This window comes from Microcoleus sp. BM001215392, from assembly GCF_036700185.1.
Classification (GTDB): domain Bacteria; phylum Cyanobacteriota; class Cyanobacteriia; order Cyanobacteriales; family Microcoleaceae; genus Microcoleus.
The window spans coordinates 1-19,211 of the sequence record NZ_JAUBOJ010000096.1; the positions used below are offsets into that span (position 1 = coordinate 1).

At 46.6% G+C, this 19,211-nt stretch carries 18 protein-coding genes; 10 read left to right on the top strand and 8 right to left on the bottom strand.

All coding sequences use genetic code 11. The features are described 5' to 3' along the window. From QT974_RS12980 to gyrA, 3 genes are all read right to left on the bottom strand, one after another. The coding region (locus QT974_RS12980; RefSeq protein WP_333468887.1) for a ribonuclease D at positions 1 to 1,223 on the bottom strand (1,223 nt) is incomplete at its 3' end. 195 nt (positions 1,224 to 1,418) lie between these two features. Further along, on the bottom strand, positions 1,419 to 2,066 hold the full coding sequence (locus QT974_RS12985; RefSeq protein ID WP_333468888.1) for a Uma2 family endonuclease: 648 nt from the start codon (positions 2,064 to 2,066) through the stop codon (positions 1,419 to 1,421). A gap of 196 nt (positions 2,067 to 2,262) precedes the next feature. Next, positions 2,263 to 4,959: a DNA gyrase subunit A gene (gyrA, locus tag QT974_RS12990; RefSeq protein ID WP_333468889.1), complete on the bottom strand. Its 2,697-nt coding sequence runs from the start codon at positions 4,957 to 4,959 to the stop codon at positions 2,263 to 2,265. Between the two features lie 525 nt (positions 4,960 to 5,484). On the opposite strand from gyrA, the gene QT974_RS12995 reads away from it, so the two are divergent. From QT974_RS12995 to QT974_RS13020, 6 genes are all read left to right on the top strand, one after another. Next, positions 5,485 to 6,408 carry a histone deacetylase family protein gene (locus QT974_RS12995; protein WP_333468890.1) on the top strand — a complete coding sequence of 308 codons (924 nt, stop codon included), beginning with the start codon at positions 5,485 to 5,487 and terminating at the stop codon, positions 6,406 to 6,408. 381 nt (positions 6,409 to 6,789) lie between these two features. Beyond that, on the top strand, positions 6,790 to 6,978 hold the full coding sequence (locus QT974_RS13000) for a hypothetical protein (protein WP_333274361.1): 189 nt from the start codon (positions 6,790 to 6,792) through the stop codon (positions 6,976 to 6,978). Between the two features lie 367 nt (positions 6,979 to 7,345). Next, on the top strand, positions 7,346 to 7,555 hold the full coding sequence (locus tag QT974_RS13005) for a hypothetical protein (RefSeq protein ID WP_333468891.1): 210 nt from the start codon (positions 7,346 to 7,348) through the stop codon (positions 7,553 to 7,555). A gap of 23 nt (positions 7,556 to 7,578) precedes the next feature. Next, entirely contained in the window at positions 7,579 to 8,601 is a 1,023-nt protein-coding gene (locus QT974_RS13010) for an ABC transporter ATP-binding protein (protein WP_333468892.1), read from the top strand. Between the two features lie 201 nt (positions 8,602 to 8,802). Further along, positions 8,803 to 9,999: an RNA-guided endonuclease InsQ/TnpB family protein gene (locus tag QT974_RS13015; protein ID WP_333468903.1), complete on the top strand. Its 1,197-nt coding sequence runs from the start codon at positions 8,803 to 8,805 to the stop codon at positions 9,997 to 9,999. 69 nt (positions 10,000 to 10,068) lie between these two features. After that, positions 10,069 to 10,500 carry a hypothetical protein gene (locus QT974_RS13020; protein ID WP_333468893.1) on the top strand — a complete coding sequence of 144 codons (432 nt, stop codon included), beginning with the start codon at positions 10,069 to 10,071 and terminating at the stop codon, positions 10,498 to 10,500. Positions 10,501 to 10,687: 187 nt separating this feature from the next. Here the strand turns inward: QT974_RS13020 and QT974_RS13025 are convergent, their stop codons facing one another. The 3 genes from QT974_RS13025 to QT974_RS13035 all read right to left on the bottom strand — a co-directional run bounded on the left by QT974_RS13025 (position 10,688) and on the right by QT974_RS13035 (position 12,042). Beyond that, a complete protein-coding gene (locus tag QT974_RS13025; RefSeq protein ID WP_333468894.1) occupies positions 10,688 to 10,975 on the bottom strand; it encodes a YggT family protein in 288 nt (95 codons plus the stop codon). A 214-nt stretch (positions 10,976 to 11,189) separates the two neighbouring features. Continuing rightward, positions 11,190 to 11,510 (bottom strand): hypothetical protein, encoded by a 321-nt coding sequence (locus QT974_RS13030; protein WP_333468895.1) that lies wholly within the window; start codon positions 11,508 to 11,510, stop codon positions 11,190 to 11,192. Positions 11,511 to 11,685: 175 nt separating this feature from the next. Beyond that, complete coding sequence (locus QT974_RS13035; protein WP_333468896.1) at positions 11,686 to 12,042, bottom strand: YkgJ family cysteine cluster protein; 357 nt, start codon at positions 12,040 to 12,042, stop codon at positions 11,686 to 11,688. A 948-nt stretch (positions 12,043 to 12,990) separates the two neighbouring features. On the opposite strand from QT974_RS13035, the gene QT974_RS13040 reads away from it, so the two are divergent. The 3 genes from QT974_RS13040 to psb30 all read left to right on the top strand — a co-directional run bounded on the left by QT974_RS13040 (position 12,991) and on the right by psb30 (position 14,103). Continuing rightward, complete coding sequence (locus tag QT974_RS13040) at positions 12,991 to 13,122, top strand: hypothetical protein (RefSeq protein ID WP_333468897.1); 132 nt, start codon at positions 12,991 to 12,993, stop codon at positions 13,120 to 13,122. 4 nt (positions 13,123 to 13,126) lie between these two features. After that, complete coding sequence (locus tag QT974_RS13045) at positions 13,127 to 13,780, top strand: Uma2 family endonuclease (RefSeq protein WP_333468898.1); 654 nt, start codon at positions 13,127 to 13,129, stop codon at positions 13,778 to 13,780. A 182-nt stretch (positions 13,781 to 13,962) separates the two neighbouring features. Continuing rightward, positions 13,963 to 14,103, top strand: coding sequence for a photosystem II reaction center protein Ycf12/Psb30 (psb30, locus tag QT974_RS13050; RefSeq protein WP_333468899.1), 141 nt, complete (start codon positions 13,963 to 13,965; stop codon positions 14,101 to 14,103). 370 nt (positions 14,104 to 14,473) lie between these two features. Here the strand turns inward: psb30 and recJ are convergent, their stop codons facing one another. Next, entirely contained in the window at positions 14,474 to 16,567 is a 2,094-nt protein-coding gene (gene recJ / locus QT974_RS13055; protein ID WP_333468900.1) for a single-stranded-DNA-specific exonuclease RecJ, read from the bottom strand. 419 nt (positions 16,568 to 16,986) lie between these two features. Here recJ and QT974_RS13060 point away from each other — a divergent pair, with 419 nt between their 5' ends. Further along, positions 16,987 to 17,895: a bestrophin family protein gene (locus QT974_RS13060; RefSeq protein WP_333468901.1), complete on the top strand. Its 909-nt coding sequence runs from the start codon at positions 16,987 to 16,989 to the stop codon at positions 17,893 to 17,895. Positions 17,896 to 18,170: 275 nt separating this feature from the next. Here the strand turns inward: QT974_RS13060 and lnt are convergent. Then, on the bottom strand, positions 18,171 to 19,211 hold a 1,041-nt coding region (gene lnt, locus QT974_RS13065; protein WP_333468902.1), incomplete at its 5' end, for an apolipoprotein N-acyltransferase.

Consider the following 19,211-nt stretch of genomic DNA (forward strand, 5'->3'; position numbering starts at 1 on the left):
TGCACATCAATTTTGTTAATCGCATCCCCCAACTGCTTTTGGATGTATTGAGTCAGCGTCACCATAAAATCTAATTCAACTCCCGCAGATTGCACAAGTTTAGCCAAGCTAGCAAAATCTACCTTCAAAATCGAAGCACTAGATAACTTAAAATGAAAAGTATTGCTCTTATTTTGCACCAACATTGCTTTTTTAATCCGTTCTTTCAAATGCTCAACTTCCGAATCCAGCAATTTCCATTCAGGCAAAATTTCTTGATACCTTTTCCCCAATGCTGTTAAATCCTCACTCTCGGGTTCCGGCGCAATTTTCTTAGTAGTAGATTTTCGCCGCTGCTGTACATTAGAATTCAACCGCCAACTAGAAATATCCTCAACTTGCAAAGATGGATGAGTGATGAGTTCTCCTAACTGTTTTTGAATTTCTTTCGTCAGCGTCACCGGAAAATTTAACTCAATTCCCTGAGTTTGCGTCAGTCTCGCCAGTGTCATAAAATCAACTTTCATAGTTATCGAACTGGAAAGCTGAAAACAAGAACTATCTTTGAGCTTTTGCGCCATCATTCCTGCTTTGAATCGTTCTTTCACTTCAGCGATTTCTAAATCTAGCGGCTTCCACTGAGATTCTATTTCCTGATATTTTTCCCCCAAAAATACCAAGTTTTCCGTTGCGGGTTCGGGGTAAGATTGGGCAAGGATTTCTAGCAGGCGCTGATGCACTCTGGCTAGATAAACCGCGTCCATCTTGGCATATTCTAGCTGCTTCTGGGTCAGGGGACGCTTTCCCCAATCGCCGCTTTGTTCTGTTTTATCTACATAAGTAATGCCGCAAAGTGTTTCGATTAAGGTTTTGAGTTGTCGGTTGGGTAAGGGCAGAATGTAAGCTGGAATCTGTCTCGAAATTTTTAATGTACAAGTGACATTTTTGGCGTCATCATTACCCAAAAATCTGATGTCATAGCTGGCGCTGTGGAAGACTTTTTCAATATCTGGATTGACCATGATTTGGTTGATGAAATCTTTTGCCAATTCAGGTTTATCTAAGACATCTAGTATAAAAGTAGCATTTCCTGTCGCATCTGTGGAGTCAGCTAATACTTGAATCAACGATAATCTGGGGTTGGATTTATAGTCTGCTATCTCTGTGTCAACCCACAGGATTCTAGCTTGCGAAAATTTAGCGATGAGTGCTTTGATGTCGTTTGCTGCTGTTAAATAAGGCATTTTTACAAACTTTTGCTATTAATCTTAGGCTGATATTAAGCTATAGCAATTATCGTGTCAATTGTCAATGATTCCAGCGCTGGATACACGCAGACATCAGAAACCCGGTTTCTTCGTAGATTTCTCGTTACTAAACACAAAACTCGTAGAAACCGGGTTTCTAGCTTCAAAATCAGCCTGTGTGCAGTGCACACCCTACAAACTACTAACTTCCCCTAAAAACCAGTTACCTACTTCTGTATTGTCCGTCTGGCGACTGCGGCGCAAACCTTCCTCTAACAAAGCAACTTTTAACCCTGGCAAAATTTGAGATTCTGTCAGACGTTCGCTTCCCCGGTTAGCAATAATTTTAAAAGCAATAACTTGGGCTTTCTGTACGTCTACTACCCAATATTCAGACACTCCTAATTCTTCATAAATCATTCTTTTTGTGCCCAAATCGTCAACGAGAGAACTGTCGGCAATTTCGATCGCCAAATCTGGGGCTGCTGCGCTATCCAAATTTACTACAGAACTACCGCGAGGCGCCGTTTGCGCCCTCTCTCCGATGTAGTAACAAGCATCAGGTTGAGCACCTCTGACACCCGTTTTGGCATAGCTACAATTGACCAGCAGTCTCATTTTGATACCTTTGGCAATGCCAAATAAATTGATTAAGATGACAATAATTCCGTTATCATCAGCACGATCTGGCCCGACTGCTGCCATTTCAATCCTCAACAGTCCGTTATAGTAGTAGCATTTTGCGCGATCGTACTCCGGCTGTTTAATGATTTCTATATATTCATCCCAAGTCGCCGTAACCCAGGTATCAGTTAGCAGTTTGGCTTGGACTTGACTCATAATTACATCACCGAAAAAAATCTTTTACTTTTGAGGAAAGACTTCTGAGTAGGGCGATCGCATTTTAGCTTGATTCTTTAGTCCGCTTGGAGTGGACATCGTTTGTATAGACGCGGTTTCAACCGCCGATCGATCGCACTTTGAGGATTCAACAGTAGTAAGGTGCACCGCAGCGCACCCTACAAACCATTAACCTTTACTCTTCTGTCGCTTCCTCAGATTGCGCTTCTTCGGCTGATTCCTCACCCGCAGGTGGCACCAAAGCCACAGCTACGATGGAATCATCCTCATCCAAGCGCTGCACCCGCACGCCCGTTGCAGTACGCGATTGCGTGGAAATTGCACTCACAGCCTGACGGATAATAATCCCTCGGTTGGTAATAATCATCAACTCGTCATCTTCGTTGACAATTCGCAGCGCTGCTACCTGATCCTTACCTTTTTTAGACTTGAATTTAGTAGCAGTCAATCCCTTACCTGCCCGTCTTTGCAGGCGGAATTGAGACACTGGAACGCGCTTACCGTAGCCGTTGGTGGTGATTACCAACACGCTAGGAACTTCGCTGCTAACTGTGGCAATTTCTTCGGCATCTTCGCCTTCAATTTCCTCAGCATCCAGTTCTAATTCTTCGTCTTCTAATTCCACATCTTCAGCAATTTCGGCTCCTTCAAATTCCGATTCGCCCGTTTCTAACAGAGCAACTTCTGTTCCTTCCAATTCTGAATCTTCTGTATCAGCAATTTCGGCAACAATGGAACTTGGCAAAATGTCCATGCTGATCAACTCATCGCCCGATCGCAATTTCATTGATTTTACACCCCGCGTCGCGCGGCCGACGGGGCGCAACTGCTCGTGATTGGTGCGGAAGTGAATCGCCATACCTTGGCGCGTGCCGATGATAATGCTGTCGCCAACTTTTGCTCTCCGCACCCAGCGCAATTGGTCGCCTTCTTCTAGAGAAATCGCGATTAATCCGTTAGTGCGGATGTTGCCAAAAGCTGAAAGTGCGGTTTTCTTGATGTAGCCGCCGCGAGTCAGCATCACCAAATATTCTTCGCTAGTAAATTCGGTCACTGACACCATAGAAGTGATTTTTTCTTCTATGGGAATCGGCAGCAATTGTACCACGGGAGTGCCGCGGGCAGTCCGCGAACAAACGGGAATTTGATAAGCTTTGACAGAGTAAACTACGCCCCTGTCACTGAAGAACAAAACGCTGTCGTGATCGCAGCAGGAAAGGAAATGCTCTACTCCGTCATCTTCCTTCATTTTCGCGCCTGCTTTGCCGCGAGTAGCGCGACTTTGGGCCTCGAAAGTGCTGACAGGCATCCGCTTGATGTAACCTTGCTCTGTGATCAGAATAATTGCTTGTTCGTTAGCAATTAAATCTCTTTCATCGATTTCTCCTTCGGCGTGTTCGATGACGCTGCGTCTGGGAGTTGCGATTTTGGTTTGGATTTCGACTGCTTCGACTTCGGCGATTTCTAAGATGCGTTCCCGGCGCGCTAAGATATCTTCCAAGTCGGCGATTTTTGTTCGCAGTTCTTCGTGTTCTTGCTGGATTTTTTGCGCTTCTAAGGCTGTCAAACGCCGAAGCTGCATTTGCAGAATTGCGTCAGATTGCTGTTCGGAAAGACCGTAGTTATCGATCAATTCTTGTTTGGCTGCGGCGGAGTCAGCAGCAGCGCGAATTAGGTGAATAATTGCATCTAAGTTGTCTAGGGCAATTAATAAACCTTGCAGGAGATGATCGCGTTCTTCTGCTTTGCGGAGTTCGTATTGAGTCCGGCGAGTAATTGTCTCAATGCGGAAGTCTAGGAAGACATTGAGGAATTGGGAGAGCGTAAGTAGTTGGGGTTCCCCGTTTACTAGCGCTAACATATTGGCTCCAAAGTTGGCTTGGAGGGGTGTTTGTTTGTAGAGGTTATTGAGTACGACGCGGGGATAGGCATCGCGTTTGAGTTCGATCACGATGCGCATTCCGTCTCTGTCGCTTTCGTCGCGAATGTCGGAAATTCCATCTAATCTTTTGTCGTTGACAAGTTCGGCAATTTTCTCAATTAGCGCTGCCTTGTTTGTTTGGTAAGGCAATTCGGTGATAATAATTGCTTCTTTGTCGGGGCGGCCGACGTGTTCGATGGTTTCAATGCCGGCGACTCCGCGCATGGTAATTGAACCGCGCCCGGTTGTGTAAGCGTCGCGAATGCCGCCTCTGCCAAGAATTTGCCCGCCTGTCGGAAAGTCCGGGCCGGGAATGTACTGCATCAATTCGAGGTCAGTAATTCCTGGATTGTGGATTAGCGCTACCAAACCGTCAATGATTTCGCCCAAGTTGTGCGGCGGAATGTTGGTGGCCATCCCGACGGCAATCCCGGAGGAACCGTTGAGCAAAATTTGGGGGATGCGTGCGGGGAGTACGAGGGGTTCTTGTTGGGAACCGTCGAAGTTGTCGCCGAAATCTACTGTTTCGGAGTCGATATCGCGCAGCATCGAGTCGCTAGTCAGGGCTGTGAGGCGACATTCGGTGTACCGCATGGCAGCGGGCGGGTCGTTGTCAACGGAGCCGAAGTTGCCGTGGCCGTTGATTAGGCGTTCGCGCATGGAGAAATCTTGAGCCATCCGCACTAGGGCGTCGTAAACCGCTGTATCTCCGTGCGGGTGATACTTGCCCAGCACCTCCCCGACGACGCGGGCGCATTTGCGGAATGGTCGATCGGGTGTCAATCCCAATTCGTTCATGGCGTAGAGAATGCGTCGGTGAACGGGCTTGAGACCGTCCCTAGCATCTGGTAGCGCCCGACCGACAATTACGCTCATGGCGTATTCCAAGTACGATCGGGACATCTCACCACCCAGATCCGTCGGGATTATCCGCGACTCAGAGATACTCATAGGTTGAAAAACTCCGCTAAAACTTTAAATTTGACCGCTATAAATCCCAAAAATGCGATAAAATCGATTTGGATTCAGTAGAGTTGCCAAATATTGCAAATTACTCCTGAAATTATATCACAATTTGGCTTTAACTTTAGGGGAAAGTCGCCCGAAAAATTAATGGACGAAACCAGGAAAATTGGTGATTTGGCAGTTGGTGATTTAGTCATCAATTGGCAAAAGCTAGAAATATTTTTTAGGCGATCGGCTTTCATGCTTTGGTAACTTTTTTTGACGGTCATCTTAAAAATTAAAAGGCAGCATCAAGCACGCCAGCTTTAATGCGTGCTGTCCCCCCCGAGCGAGGGTTATATCAGCAAGGGAGCGGGGACAGCACGCATTAATAAAAAATGCCTTTTACAAAAATCAGAGGCTCCCAATTAAAATGGTTGCCCGATCGCAATTTAAATTTCACAAAGCCGAATACCGAATTAAAGCAAAATGAAAATCTAAAATATAAAAAATTAACTCTAAAATCTGCTGATGCTACCCGTCATCTACTCCCCCGATTTTTTGCTGCACAAGACTGGAATGCTGCACCCAGAGCGACCCGAACGTTTGACGGCGATCGCCAATGCTCTCAAAGCCGCTCCCTGGGCCGATCGCCTTGAGTGGCAACTTCCCACCCCAGTAGCGGAGCGCCAACTAGAACTGCTCTCGGCGATCAAAAAAGTTCACGCCCCAAGATACATCAAAGAAGTCGAACATTTGGCTCATCGTGGAGGCGGCTACCTCGACGGTGACACGCCAATTTCTGCTGAAAGTTATGACATAGCACTGCTGGCGGTGAGTGCTTGGCTCGATGGCGCCGATCGAGTCCTAGCCAGAAACGCACCGGCTTTCGTGCTGGCCAGACCCCCGGGACACCACGCCGAAAACAACCGCGCCATGGGTTTTTGCTTGTTTTCCAACGCTGCGATCGCCGCGAACTACGCCCTAGAACAGCCGGGAATCAACCGCGTCGCCGTCCTCGACTGGGACGTACACCACGGTAACGGCACTCAATCTTTAGTCGAAAACAACCGACAAATTGCCTACTGTTCCCTGCACCAATCTCCGTGCTATCCGGGAACGGGAGATGCTGACGAGCGCGGCGCCTACAACAACGTCCTCAACATTCCACTGTATCCGGGCGGCGGCATAGCTGAATACCTCAGCGCCTTTGAATCTCTTGTGGTGCCGTTTTTGTCAAACTTTGAACCGGATTTGTTGATTGTCAGCGCCGGTTACGACGCTACGGCGTCCGATCCGCTGGCGAGCATGAATCTGGCGCCGTCAGATTATGGTACTTTTACCGGATACTGCCTGCAAATCACTCGCCGCATCGTTTTTGGTTTGGAGGGAGGCTACGCGCTCCCAGAGTTGGCCGAGTCGGTGGTAGCGACTATTGACCGCTGCCTGCATTAGCCATCACAATTGGCACAATCACCGGCAACAGAAGCCGCTAAAACCGGATTCAGGGCTGTTGGGGCGATCGGCAAAGCTGAGATTTGCCGATCGTCCGATCGATCTTCTTCCCTCAAACCTCTCCCCTTTTCCCTCTTCCCTCTTCCTGACCTCCGCTACATCCGTCACACAATCCGTTGCCGAACTTCCTTCTGTGACAATCATCACCAATTTCAAAGATCCGAGTCACTCGATATTAAAGTGTGGGTCACAGATTCTTAGCCTAAAAATCACAGATTGTCAATGTTTTCGATCGCCTAAACAGTTGCTCGCACACAGCATACTAGAATTACAATGAGCCTGTAAAAATTTTATCTATCTCAATCAATTAGGAGGTCGATCATGTCAGTATCCCAGATGACACTCGAAGAATTATTCGGTCAAGTGATGTTTTCCAGCGTCGTGACCCGCCACGACCGGAGACAGCTCAGAGCCGCACTTTTAGAAAGAACGCTGAATGAAGATGAGTATGCCATCATCAACCGACTGCTGTACAACGTGCGCCGCGGTTGGGTAAAAATTGTTGATTAAACAAGCGACAGCCTGCTGGAATGCTGGGATTTAATACCCTTCAAGATTGGAGATTGCAGAGCCAGAAGCGCCAATGAATGAGGACAATCCCGGTTGAGAACGCAGATCGGCAGTTGTTTGGTTTTGGGAACTGGTTAACAGTAGAACTTGCCACTAGGGGAAGTTTTTCGTGTTTAATGCTTGACCCGAATGTTTAGGTGTTTGACATCACTACTAATGATTTAAATCGCGACAAACATCAGCCTATAGGTAGAGATAATTATAAAATAACAGGTTTCGGGTGCATCTCTACTTGTCGAAAAAAATGTGAGTTTTGAGTTGCTAAGCCAAAAGTTATAGCCAACTCAAAACTCATTATTTTGGGGAGGTGAAATCAAAGTTTGGAAATTGGGGAAAACTCAGGGATCTCGTCATCCAAAAGCGCGATCGAGTTGAGAGTTTTTTCAGCAGAGACGGAAAATTTATCGCGGAATGCCGTTTGCTGTCATGGCGATTGTGGTACCACCGCCATCAGAGCCAGTCGCAGAAGTCGATCGCACATTCGGGCAAATTAAGCCCCGAAGTGTCAAAATATTAACAACCAGTTCATAGTTAAAATATATGGCTCCCGCCGTTTTAATTGAAAATCTTCAGAAACGCTACGGCAATGTAGAAGCCGTTAAAGATGTTTCCTTCAAGGTAGAACCGGGGGAAATATTTGGTTTGCTAGGCCCCAACGGTGCAGGCAAAACCACAACCCTGCGGGTACTTTGTACATTGAGTGCGCCCGATCGCGGACGCATTGAAGTATCGGGAATTTCAGCAGTCAGCCAGCCGAGAATGGCCAGACAAAAACTCGGCTACGTCGCCCAAGAAGTCGCTCTCGATAAGGTGCTGACAGGGCGCGAACTCCTGCAACTGCAAGCAGCACTTTACCATTTGCCGCGCCCTACGATTAAAGGACGGATTGACAAAATGGTGCAACTCCTCGGTTTGGAGGAGTGGGAAAATAAAAAAACGGGCACCTATTCCGGCGGTATTCGCAAGCGCCTCGATTTAGCAGCAGGATTGCTGCACCAGCCGGATGTTTTGGTATTAGACGAACCGACTGTCGGGCTCGATATTGAAAGTCGGGTAGTGGTGTGGGATTTCCTGCGGCGGTTGCGGGAGGAAGGCACGACGGTGTTGATTACCAGCCATTATCTTGAGGAAGTCGATGCTTTGGCCGATCGCGTGGCGATTATTGACAAGGGTACGGTGATTGCACAGGGAACGCCAGAAGAGTTGAAAAATCGCGTCGGGGGCGATCGGGTGACTCTGCGGATTCGGGAATTTTCGCCGCTCGAAGAAGCCGAAAAAGCCCAAGCTTTAATGCAATCTCTGCCTTTCGTGCAAGAAGTAATTATCAACAGCGCCCAAGGTAACTCTCTGAATTTGGTGGTACACGCCCAAAGCGACGCCCTTGTCACGATTCAGCAAGCCTTGAAAGATGCCGGACTTCCTACTTTTGGGATTGCTCAGTCTCGCCCGAGTTTGGACGATGTTTATTTGGCTGCTACGGGCAAAACTTTGTTGGATGCGGAGCTGGCTGCTGCTAGCAACCGCGATCTCAAAGCGGAACAAAAGCAGGCTATGCGGTCTTAACGGACAGGCGGGAAGTCCCGCGCTCTACCGCAGGGCGTGAGCGTCGGGATGAAAGCCGAGCGAGGTGAGGAGTCCGAGGGGCCCACAAGCTAGTAGGCGTAAGCCATAGAGAGATGGGCCCCTCGGCGGCGAGACGAGCAAACTCCTTGCATTTTCTTTGTATATCAGCTATAATATTATCAGCAACCTTGGTTAATGATAATGTATCAGGCTTACAAGTTCCGACTAGATCCGACAGCCGAACAGCAGCAGTATTTTGCTGGTGCTTTCGGCTGTTCGCGTTGGTTTTGGAATTACAGCCTAAATATGAGTCAGGAAACATACAAGGCTACGGGTAAGGGGCTAAGTCGAGGTGCCATCCAAGGCTTGCTGCCTCAGCTAAAAATAGAATATCCTTGGCTGAAAAAAGGGGCTTACTCGCAATCTCTACAGGTTGTGGCGCTAAATCTGTCTGTTGCCTACCAAAACTTCTTTGAGAAAAAAGCTGGATTCCCTAGCTTCAAATCAAAGCACGGTCGGCAATCTGTCAGCTATCCTCAGAATGTCAAAGTTGGTGAAAAGTCTATCAAGTTGCCTATCATTGGTGAAGTGAATTGCAAAGTTCATCGCACTTTTGATGGCACAGTTAAGACTGTTACCATATCCAAAAACCCAGATGGAAAGTATTTTGCTTCTATCTTGGTTGATAATGGCATCAAGAGTGCAGATGTTACTACGGGTGACAAAGCGATTGGCTTGGACGTGGGATTGATTGATTTTTGTGTAACTAGTGATGGTCGTAAGTATAAAAACCCTCGTCACCTCAAGAAACATAGCAAAAACCTCAAACGCAAACAGCAAAAACTCAGTCGTAAACAGAAAGGAAGTAGCACTAGAAACAAAGCTAGAAGATTAGTGGCTAAAGTCCACTCTAAAATCAAACGTGTTCGCGAGGATTTTCTGCACAAACTGTCCCGCAAGATAGTAGACGAAAACCAAGTTATTGCAGTAGAAGATCTAAATGTCAAAGGTATGGTACGCAATCACTGTCTAGCTAAAGCAATTAGCGATGCTGGGTGGGGGATGTTCGGAACAATGCTCAAGTACAAAGCAGAAAAGGATGGGAAAACCTATATTGAAGTTGACCGATTTTTCCCTAGCTCTAAAACTTGTAATAGTTGCTTGCACAAAGTATCCGAGATGCCTTTGGATGTTCGTTATTGGGATTGTCCTAAATGTAAATCTCGAAACGATCGCGACGTAAATGCGGCAAAAAATATCAGAGATGAAGCCTTGCGGTTTTTGGCATTAGGAACTAGTGCTGCTGCCAGTGGAGGGAATGTAAGCCGTGGTGGCAAGATTTCGGTCTTGTCGGACGCTGTTCCCCTTGAAGCTGGAAGCCCGCTCTCTACCCGATAGGGTGAGAGTCGGGTAGTTCACCTAAATTCGCGCTAAGCTGAGAATTAAAATATACTTGCGCTGCCATTTATGAAATTTCGAGCTATCAGCCTTTTTTTTGCTACTTGTGCGATCGGAATTTTTAGTTTGGTATTCACTCCACCTGCTTGGGCTCTGACACAGATTAAACTTTCGGATCTTTCTTATCACGAATGTCCGGCCGAAATGGCAGAAGGAACAGTCACCAGTGGCAGTTCTATGGAAGCTACTTGCTTTTTGATTACTGGGAAAGCTGAAAATACTAGCGGCAAACCTGTTGTTAATGCTGATATTTTCGGACGTATTTATGATGCAGATGAAAATCCGGTAATGCAAAACAGGACTCGCTTGGGATCTATCGAAGAAGTTCCTCCCGGAATTAGCGATTTTCAGCTCAGAATTTCGGTTGCAGCCAATCAACGAACACCGTTGCAGCTCAAGCAGTTTAAAGCTACAGGTTTTACTGGCGTGGTTCGCCGCTAAGCAAACAGTGTGAGATTTGAGATTTTACGGTGGTTGAGTTGCTTTCAATTTCTCAACTCTCATCTACGACAAACTCCCCGGTGCAAAAGCCGGGGAGTTCACCTGAAAATCTCAAATCTCAAATTTAGTTGCCGGCTATATCTGCCAGCAGTTTAGGCTAGATGCTCAAAAAATTAAGCTTTTTTAACTAAAAAGCGGTTTGCAAGCTGCTCAAAAGACCGATCAGAAATTCCGAGCCAAACTGAAGTACAAAAAACGCAATCAGCGGAGAAAAGTCAATCCCTCCTAAGGGGGGAATAATGGATCGGAATAAATTTAAGTAAGGATCTGTTAACTGACTCAAAATCGAAAAGGGGGGGTCGTACCAATTGATATTGGGGAACCAGCTTAACAGCACTCTACAAATCATTAGGAATACATAGATTTGCAGGAACGTGGACAGCGTGGTTGCCAAAAGGCCTATGGAATAACTCATAAATTTCGGTTGTAGTTTGAGTAAAGTTTACAGACACTTTAACTTTAAGTTTAGCATAGCTGCGGGAGAGGGAAGGCCCAGAGGATAGAGGAGAGCAATTTTGTGGTTCCTTGTTTTTTTTGCCTTCGTTTTTAATGGGAAAGATCGACAGAGAAGTATGCTAGCTCGATCGCCCGCATCCATCTAACAGACTAATCTACAATCTTAAATGGATTCAGGAATCTTCGGCGATCGAACGGCTGCTGTGGGGCTGCGCGTTCCCGTTTACGTCACCCAGTTGCAGCCGCACGTCATCAATGGCCTGATTTAGCTGGGCAATTTTATCTTCCAAACTCAGCCTTGCTACTTCCATCCCTTCGGCTTCGAGTTTACTGGCTTTTCTGTTGCGCAGCTTTCTGGCTTTTGCGTCTGAAGGTTCGCTCAGCAAAGCTTCAGCGGCGCGCCGCGACAGCACCGCACCCAAAACTGCACCCACCAAGCCCCCAACTGCGGCTCCCGCAATAAATCCGCCTGTAAAACCCTCTCGATTGCTCATGGCTCAACTCAACTGCGCGATATTTCCTTGATTTGTCTATTTTGACATTCTCTGGAGCGATCGACTTGGAGAGGATTTGAGATTTGAGATTTGAGGTTTTAGATTGAAATACGATCTCGAAAAACGATCCGCCAACACAAAGCCCACAAAGGCATCAAGTCGGTTAATTTCCAGCTCAGGCGATAATTCCGACTTCGGAGTTGAAGCGAATCATTTCCAAAGATCGATCGCCATAAAGGTCTTCGATGTGCTCCTTGCAGCAGTCGATCGCAAAATCGTTCAACTCGGCAGGCTCAACCCCGTACATATCCTGAAACACTTCCTCGTCTACCCGACAAAAGCGCGGGCGATCGGCATAAATTCCGCATTCTCTGGTTTTTTTGTCAAAATTAATACACCAACCGTCATCTCCTACTATGCTCAAGTAGAGCGCTAATTCGTCTGTAGATAAATACTCGTCTAAGTCAGGGCGTTCTGTTGGGTCTAGGTAACAACAAGCACCGCACTGCTTTACGCAACGCCAAGTAGCCATAATTAGATTTTAGATTTTAGATTTTAGATTTGGAGCATTATCTGGAAAATGCCCAAATTTAAGAGAGATTAAAGCCTTTCAAGTATACCAAGTGCCAGCGCCGCAGGAGGACTTCGCGAAAAGACGGTTCGATTTTTGATTGCGAACACTCTCGGGAAAAGGCATCAAGCCCTGGTTCCTGTAAAGATGACCGTTTTATGCTTGGGGCTGGCTCCTGGCTGCGAGTGTTAGTATACCCTTAACTAACATTTGTGCAAGTATTGGCAGTAAAGTTTAATTAGCATTCGCTCTCAACCCAATGAGAAGATAGACACTAAATGCACTACTGCCCATGTCAGACTCTGAAGAGAAAATCATCTCACTGCGAATTTTTACATCTGAATTGCTAAGGAACGAATGTGAAGTACCCGACTCTGATGCTACGCATACAGAGCGGGCTTCCAGTTTCATCGGTCAATGCCACGTTAGGGAATCTCTCGCGAGAGTTCGTACCGAGTACGATGATGGTCTTACTTGTCCTCCGGAGGTTTGGTACACGCGCTGCGACCCTGACTCACGTAGCAGATTGCTCTACTACCCTGGCAGCAACCCTGCTTCCCAAGGTTGTGGATTTTAATTCGACAAACGCATCTTGGATTTACGGAAATCTCCGACCAGCAGAACTTGTTTCTTTCCCGTTGCTCATGCTCGTTCCAGGGCGTAAAGCCTTTTGTTTTCAGCCATGCGGGTGGGTCAACGACCATCTGTACTATACCAAGTTTTCTCGCTGCGTTTCTAAGAGATTGGCATTTCTTCATCGATGCCAATTCCTGATGAAGCGTTGCTTCATGTCGGTCAAGGCATCAATTCAGAAATGCCCTGGCTTTCATCCCGACGCTGAATCAAAGATTACAGCGCGGGACTTCCCGCCGAATCGTTAAAGCCGCTTGTGCAAGGCAAGGAAAAAACATGAGCCAGGTTGTCACGGACTTTGCAAGGGACTACGTAGCAAAATACGGAGCCATCCCTAGCCCCGCACCCACCGAAACCAAACCCCCGTCGGCAACTCAGGCTAGGCGGAGTAAGAAAAAAGAGGAATAACACCATGATAAGAGCCCAAATAATCCCCAAAACATTCACTTTTGACGAGTTCGCAGCCTGGTATCCAGAGAACTCAGTTCACCGCTACGAACTACACAATGGAGTAATTGTCGAAATGCCTCTAGGAACTGGTGACCACTCGGCCGTAGCGGGATTTATTTCTGGCGAAGTGTTTTTAGAGATTCGGCAGCAACAACTGCCCTACCTCGTGCCGAAAGAGTACCTGCTCAAACCCATTCGTGATGAGGCAGGTTATCAGCCCGATGTAATTGTCCTAGATCAAACATCTCTGGCAAAGGAACCGCGCTGGAAAAAGGAGTCCATCATCACGATGTGTTCTTCGGTGCGGCTGGCTGTGGAGGTAGTCAGCACGAACTGGCAAGATGATTACCATTTCAAATTTGCTGATTACGAAGAAATGGGCATCCCTGAATACTGGATTGTGGACTATTTGGGTTTAGGCGGCCGCAAGTTCATTGGTAATCCCAAACAACCCACCCTTTCAGTTTGCCAGTTGGTAGATGGGGAGTACGAGGTAAAGCAGTTTAGGGGCAATGACAGAGTTGAATCGCTGGCTTTCCCAGAATTGAGGTTAACTGCCGAGTTGATTTTTCGGGCCGGTTTGCCTCCAAGCAAGCCGATCGATCAACCGGGCTAGTTGCGATCGCCCAAAGTCAGGGTTTTTTAGCCGAATTTGCGATCGCCCGCAGGTCGATCGTTCTTTACATTTTGTTGAATTTTGTAAACTTCCTTAAAAAATAGGGCCGATCGCCCGGTAAAATCAGAAGCGGATTTTCTAATTCAACAATCTAGACTTAATCACTACAGTCAGGAGGACAAATGGACTTTATAACGGATCTTTTTAACGGCGGGGGCCCTGTCAGCTTGCAACTCATTGTTCAGGTAGCTTTACTTGCAGCAGTCGTGCTTTCTGGCCCGATCGTGATTTTTCTGTTGGCAGCTAAAGGCGGCGATCTGTAATTATAGCACGGCTGGCGATCGATATTTGGGAGTTTTGGGTTTTAAATGTGATGCAGAATTGCCAAAGCTCGATCGCCACTCAAGTCAATTTTAGATTTTAGATTGTAAATTGACTTGCAGCGCAGTAAATCTGCGACGTTGAATTTTGCTCTCAAATTGTGGATTCGATCCTAACCTTCGTGTTGGGGGCTTGTACCTGTTTTTGGGCAGACTAATTTTCCCTAATTTTCACCGCGATGAATTAGATTTGCCAGAAAGAATTGGTTTAAAGCCGGAACACGAGTGAGGGAGAAATTAAAATAAGACTATTCATTGCTTCAATCCTCCGACTTCCAGGTAGAGGTAGCTGTCAACTGTCAACTGTCAACTGTCAACTGTCAACTGAAGATCGAATACCGAGGGCGTGTTTGGCCGTTTGAATCAAATTCTCAAAAAAAGGTAGAGATACATCGACTTCCCTAGCATCCTGGCGGGAGTTACCCAACAAGCCGATGCTTTGTCCAGGCGCAACAGCCAAAACTTGCCCTTGAGAATTGCGAATTCTCAATTCCTCTTGAGAACCGGCGGGAGACAGACTGCAAGAATAAGTGCGATCGCAATAATCAAACTCAACTTTTCCGAACACCGACGGCCTCGAACTAGCAGCACTTGCCGGCAAGCGGACACCCAACAACTCTAACTCAACCGAAGTCTTGCCATTAAAACTATTTTCCCGCAAGCGGTAAGCAATATCAACCCGCCGAGGCAACGGAAAATATTCGCCCCAACGCCACGCAATCCCCTTCACACTAGCCGAACCTTTGTCATCTTGAGTTGCAGTTAGTTTAACGTGACCTCCTTTACCAACAATTTTCTGTTCAGTGATGCAAACATTAGGCGTCCAAAATACCGGAGCCTTATTTTCAATCCCGCAAGGTTCCAGAGCATCAATTTGTCGGTAAAGATCCAGATTAATCTCCGCCAAATCTGCTCGCACATCTACCGAAACCAGCGGCTTGAGGTGTTCTGGCTGCAAACATTGATTGGCAAAAACTGATAGTTGACTGCCGAATTGTTCGAGATTCTTGGCAGGCATCGAAAAACCGCCAGCCGCTTTATGTCCGCCAAATTTAGTTAATAAATCCGCGCAAAAATTCAGCCCGTCAAATACATTAAATTCAGGAATTCCCCTCGCCGAGCCGCGGATGATATTACCAGTTTTGCCTCCCTCATCCTCAAAAGTACCGATAAAAACTGGTACGCCGTAACGTTCCAGCAACCGAGATGCTACAATCCCAATCACCCCGTGGTGCCAACCCGGTTGTACGACAACTAAAACTCGTTCCTGCTGCAAGTCGATCGCACTTTGTTCGCACCAAGCAATTGCTTCTTGCTCAATTTCCTGGCACAACTCCTGACGGCGCTGATTGATTTGTTCGCACTGCATCGCGTTTTTGAGTGCCAATTCGCGATCGTCCGTTGTGAGCAACTCTATCACAATTTGAGGGTCAGCCAGCCGCCCCACAGCATTAATCCGCGGGCCCAGCCGAAAACCAATATCTTCAGGTTTTAAGGTATTGTTAGCTTGACTTTTTGAGTTAAAAAGAGGTAAACTTTCGGCACTTGGCGCCTGCACTCCTGCCACCTGAATCAAAGCCTGAACCCCCGCCAATTGCGAATGAGGTAAAATTCGCAAACCCCGCTTTACCCAGCGGCGGTTAACTCCAGTCAAAGGTGCTAAATCTGCAATAGTTCCTAAAGTAAATAACTCCAGCAGCGGATTCACCAACCCGCCAACTTTTTTGAGATCCTGAGCCAAAGTAATCGCCAAAACATAAGCAACGCCTACCCCAGCTAAACCGCGATAGGGCGAAGATTCGGCAATTAATTTCGGGTTGAGAATAGCATCAGCAGGCGGCAGTTTTGGCGGCAAATCGTGGTGGTCTGTAATAATAACTTTGACACCGAGTTCTCGCGCTCTGGCAACGGGCCCGTAGGCTGCAATCCCGTTGTCTACCGTCAGAATCAGAGCTACACCTTCGGCGTGAAATTCTTCTACAATGCGATCGTTAATCCCGTAACCTTCGTGCATCCGGCTGGGAATAGCATAATCGACATTGGCGCCCAAAGCCCTCAGAACTCGCAGCAACAAAGCCGTGCTCGTCATCCCGTCAGCATCGTAATCGCCGCAAATCGCAATTTTCTGCCCTGCGGCAATCGCCTCCCGCAACAATTTGACACTCGCCGCCAAATCGGGAAATTCATCTAGCGGCGCGGGCAAAACCAGAGATTCCGGTTCGATAAACCCTTGCACTTCTTCAACAGAATCGATACCCCGATTGATTAGTACCTGTGCTAGCAAGCATGACAAACCGATTTCATTGGCAAACTGTTCGGCTTGCTGTGGTTGAGGCGAATAAATCTGCCACCGTTGGTTCGGCAATCGGGGAGAATGCGGGGGTAGAGATGTCGGTAGCTCTTGCACGGAAGCTGAGGTCTAAACATACATAACCAATATTACTCAATAAAGTGCATCAGTCAATTTTTGATTGGTGATTTTTCAATTTGAGATTTTATTTATCTCCTAAAGATGATTTTTTTGGTTAAAATCCGAAGGTTGTCTGTAGGAAAGCTTTTTTCACAGGAATACAGCCCAAAAATGGTTTAATCCGCTATTGGTATGGGTTAATTGCTGAGGTTGTACCCTACAGATAGATTACGTGTAACTTTTGTTTCGGAAGCTCTCACAGCGGCCAAATAGGGATACCAGCGCCCGATAGGAGTCGTGGAGAGCCAAAAAATTAGACCAACGCTCCAACCCCGAGATTGATTTCTGGAGTCAATCGAAAATCGAAGATTGACTTTGGGCGCAGAGGGCGAATTTAATTTTATCAGGAGACTTACATGAATGTCGATCGACCGACTTGGTTTAAAATTGCATTACAGGTTCGGGGTTCTGTCATTCCCTCAATTTTGCCCCGGGTTTTGCTGTGCGGCAGCTTTGGAGTTTTTATTGCCCTGCTGCACTTTTTCAAATTTCCAGTTTCCTTGCCAATTTTGTCGAGCATTGTGCCGAGTATTGTGCTGGGTTTACTGTTAGTATTTCGGACAAATACAGCCTACGATAGATTTTGGGAAGGTCGGAAAATTTGGGGCAATTTAATCAACAATGTCCGCAATCTGGCGCGTCAGATATGGGTAGCAATTGAGGAAAAAGACCCGGAAGATATCGCACGAAAAAAGTCAACGCTGCGCCTGTTGCCAGCTTTTGCAGTAGCGATGAAACTCCATTTACGGCAACAATCAGTAAATTCAGAATTGGAGCCGTTAATCTCCCCATCGCAGTACCATAAACTTAAGTCGATGAACAATCCACCGCTAGAGATTGCCTTTTGGATTGACGATTATTTGCAGGAACAGTACGAGCGCAAGTGCCTTGATGTCTATCAGTTAACTGCTATGAAACAGTTGGTCAACTCTATGATTGATACATTAGGCGGCTGTGAGCGGATTTTGAAGACGCCTATTCCTTTGGCCTACGCTATTCACCTGAAACAGTTATTGTTACTTTACTGTTTGGCGCTGCCTTTTCAAATGGTGAAAGATTTGAGTTGGGGAACAGGCCCAGTTGTGGCTTTAATTAGTTTTACGTTGTTCGGCATCGAAGAAATCGGCATTGAAATCGAAAATCCCTTCGGACTCGATGCCAATGATTTACCTTTGGACAATATTTGTGCTACCATGCAGCGCAATATTGACGATTTAATTACTTTATCCCCTAGCGTTCACGGTCGCGTGAAAAATAGTCATTAGTCATTAGGCATTAGGCATTAGTAACGGTAGGGTGCGTCCCCGTTGAAAATTCATGAAAAAAATAGATATTCCAGCGAGTGACGCACCTGTGCCTACATGATTGAGTCAACAAAGCCAGTAATTTGATTAAACAAGATTGCATAAATCTTTGATTAATAGAGAAACCGCAGATGAAAGGCCGATAAACACAGATGCAACACGGATATCTTCAAGCATTGAGAGTGAATGAGTGGCAGAGGTCAATTGTAGCAAAATTTGTGAGAAATTGTCTGATATTAATTTCTAGCAATCAACCGCATTAACCCAGCCAAGACCAACAATAAAGGCGTCAGCCAATCTCCCCAGCGCACGTACAAAGTCCGAGTTTTGCGCCGATAAATAGTAGCATCTTGGACTTCATAGGTATTAATTCCGGACTTCCAAACAGTCTCGCCGTGCGGATTGACAAAAGCAGAATAACCCGTATTAGTTGCGATCGCAGCCCATCTATCCGTCTCAATTGCGCGCATCACATCCAAAGCATGATGTTGAGCGAGCATCGGCGGTTTGTAATGGGCATTATTGGAAGCTGTGAGCATAAATTCGCCTCCCTGGGCCGCCTGATATCGGAAAACTTCAGCAAAGGCCGAATCGTAACAAATCCCGACAATGGCGCGGCCAAAGGGCGTATCAAACAATTGTTTTGAGTTCCCTGGTACTAAATGAGCATCTAAGGGAGACAGCCGATTGATAATGCCGCCTAAGATTTCGTAAAAAGGGATGTATTCGCCTAAGGGCACTAGCTTGAGTTTATCATAGCGGCTGATAATCTCTCCAGTGCGATCGATCGCCAATAAGCTATTAGTGATACTGTTCTCTTGCTGTCCGAATCCCCCAACCCAAGCTAGGACACCACGTTGGAGAATAGCTTGATAAAAGGAAAGAGTCGAACGCTGATAGTCGTTTGTCCAGATAAAAGGCAAAGCTGTCTCTGGAAGTAACACAGCATCAACTTTTCTATCTGCTAACTCCTTATATCCAGCCGTGTAACCTTCCAAAGCGCGGCGCCAACCACCTGAGTCAAACTTAATCTCGTTAGGAATATTACCTTGAATTATCCCAATTTTCAATGCTGTTCCCGCCTCTTGAATTAACGGGAAGTTGTACAAACTCCAGCCGACAATATGCAAAACTAAAAACAAACTCGCAGGGAAAACATAAGCAATCAAACTATTGTTTATGACTGCTGAACCCTTGCTTCTTCTTTCCTTCTGCTTCAATCCATCCGTTACATCCGTTACACAATCCGCTGCCGAACTTCTTCTTTCCTTCTGCTT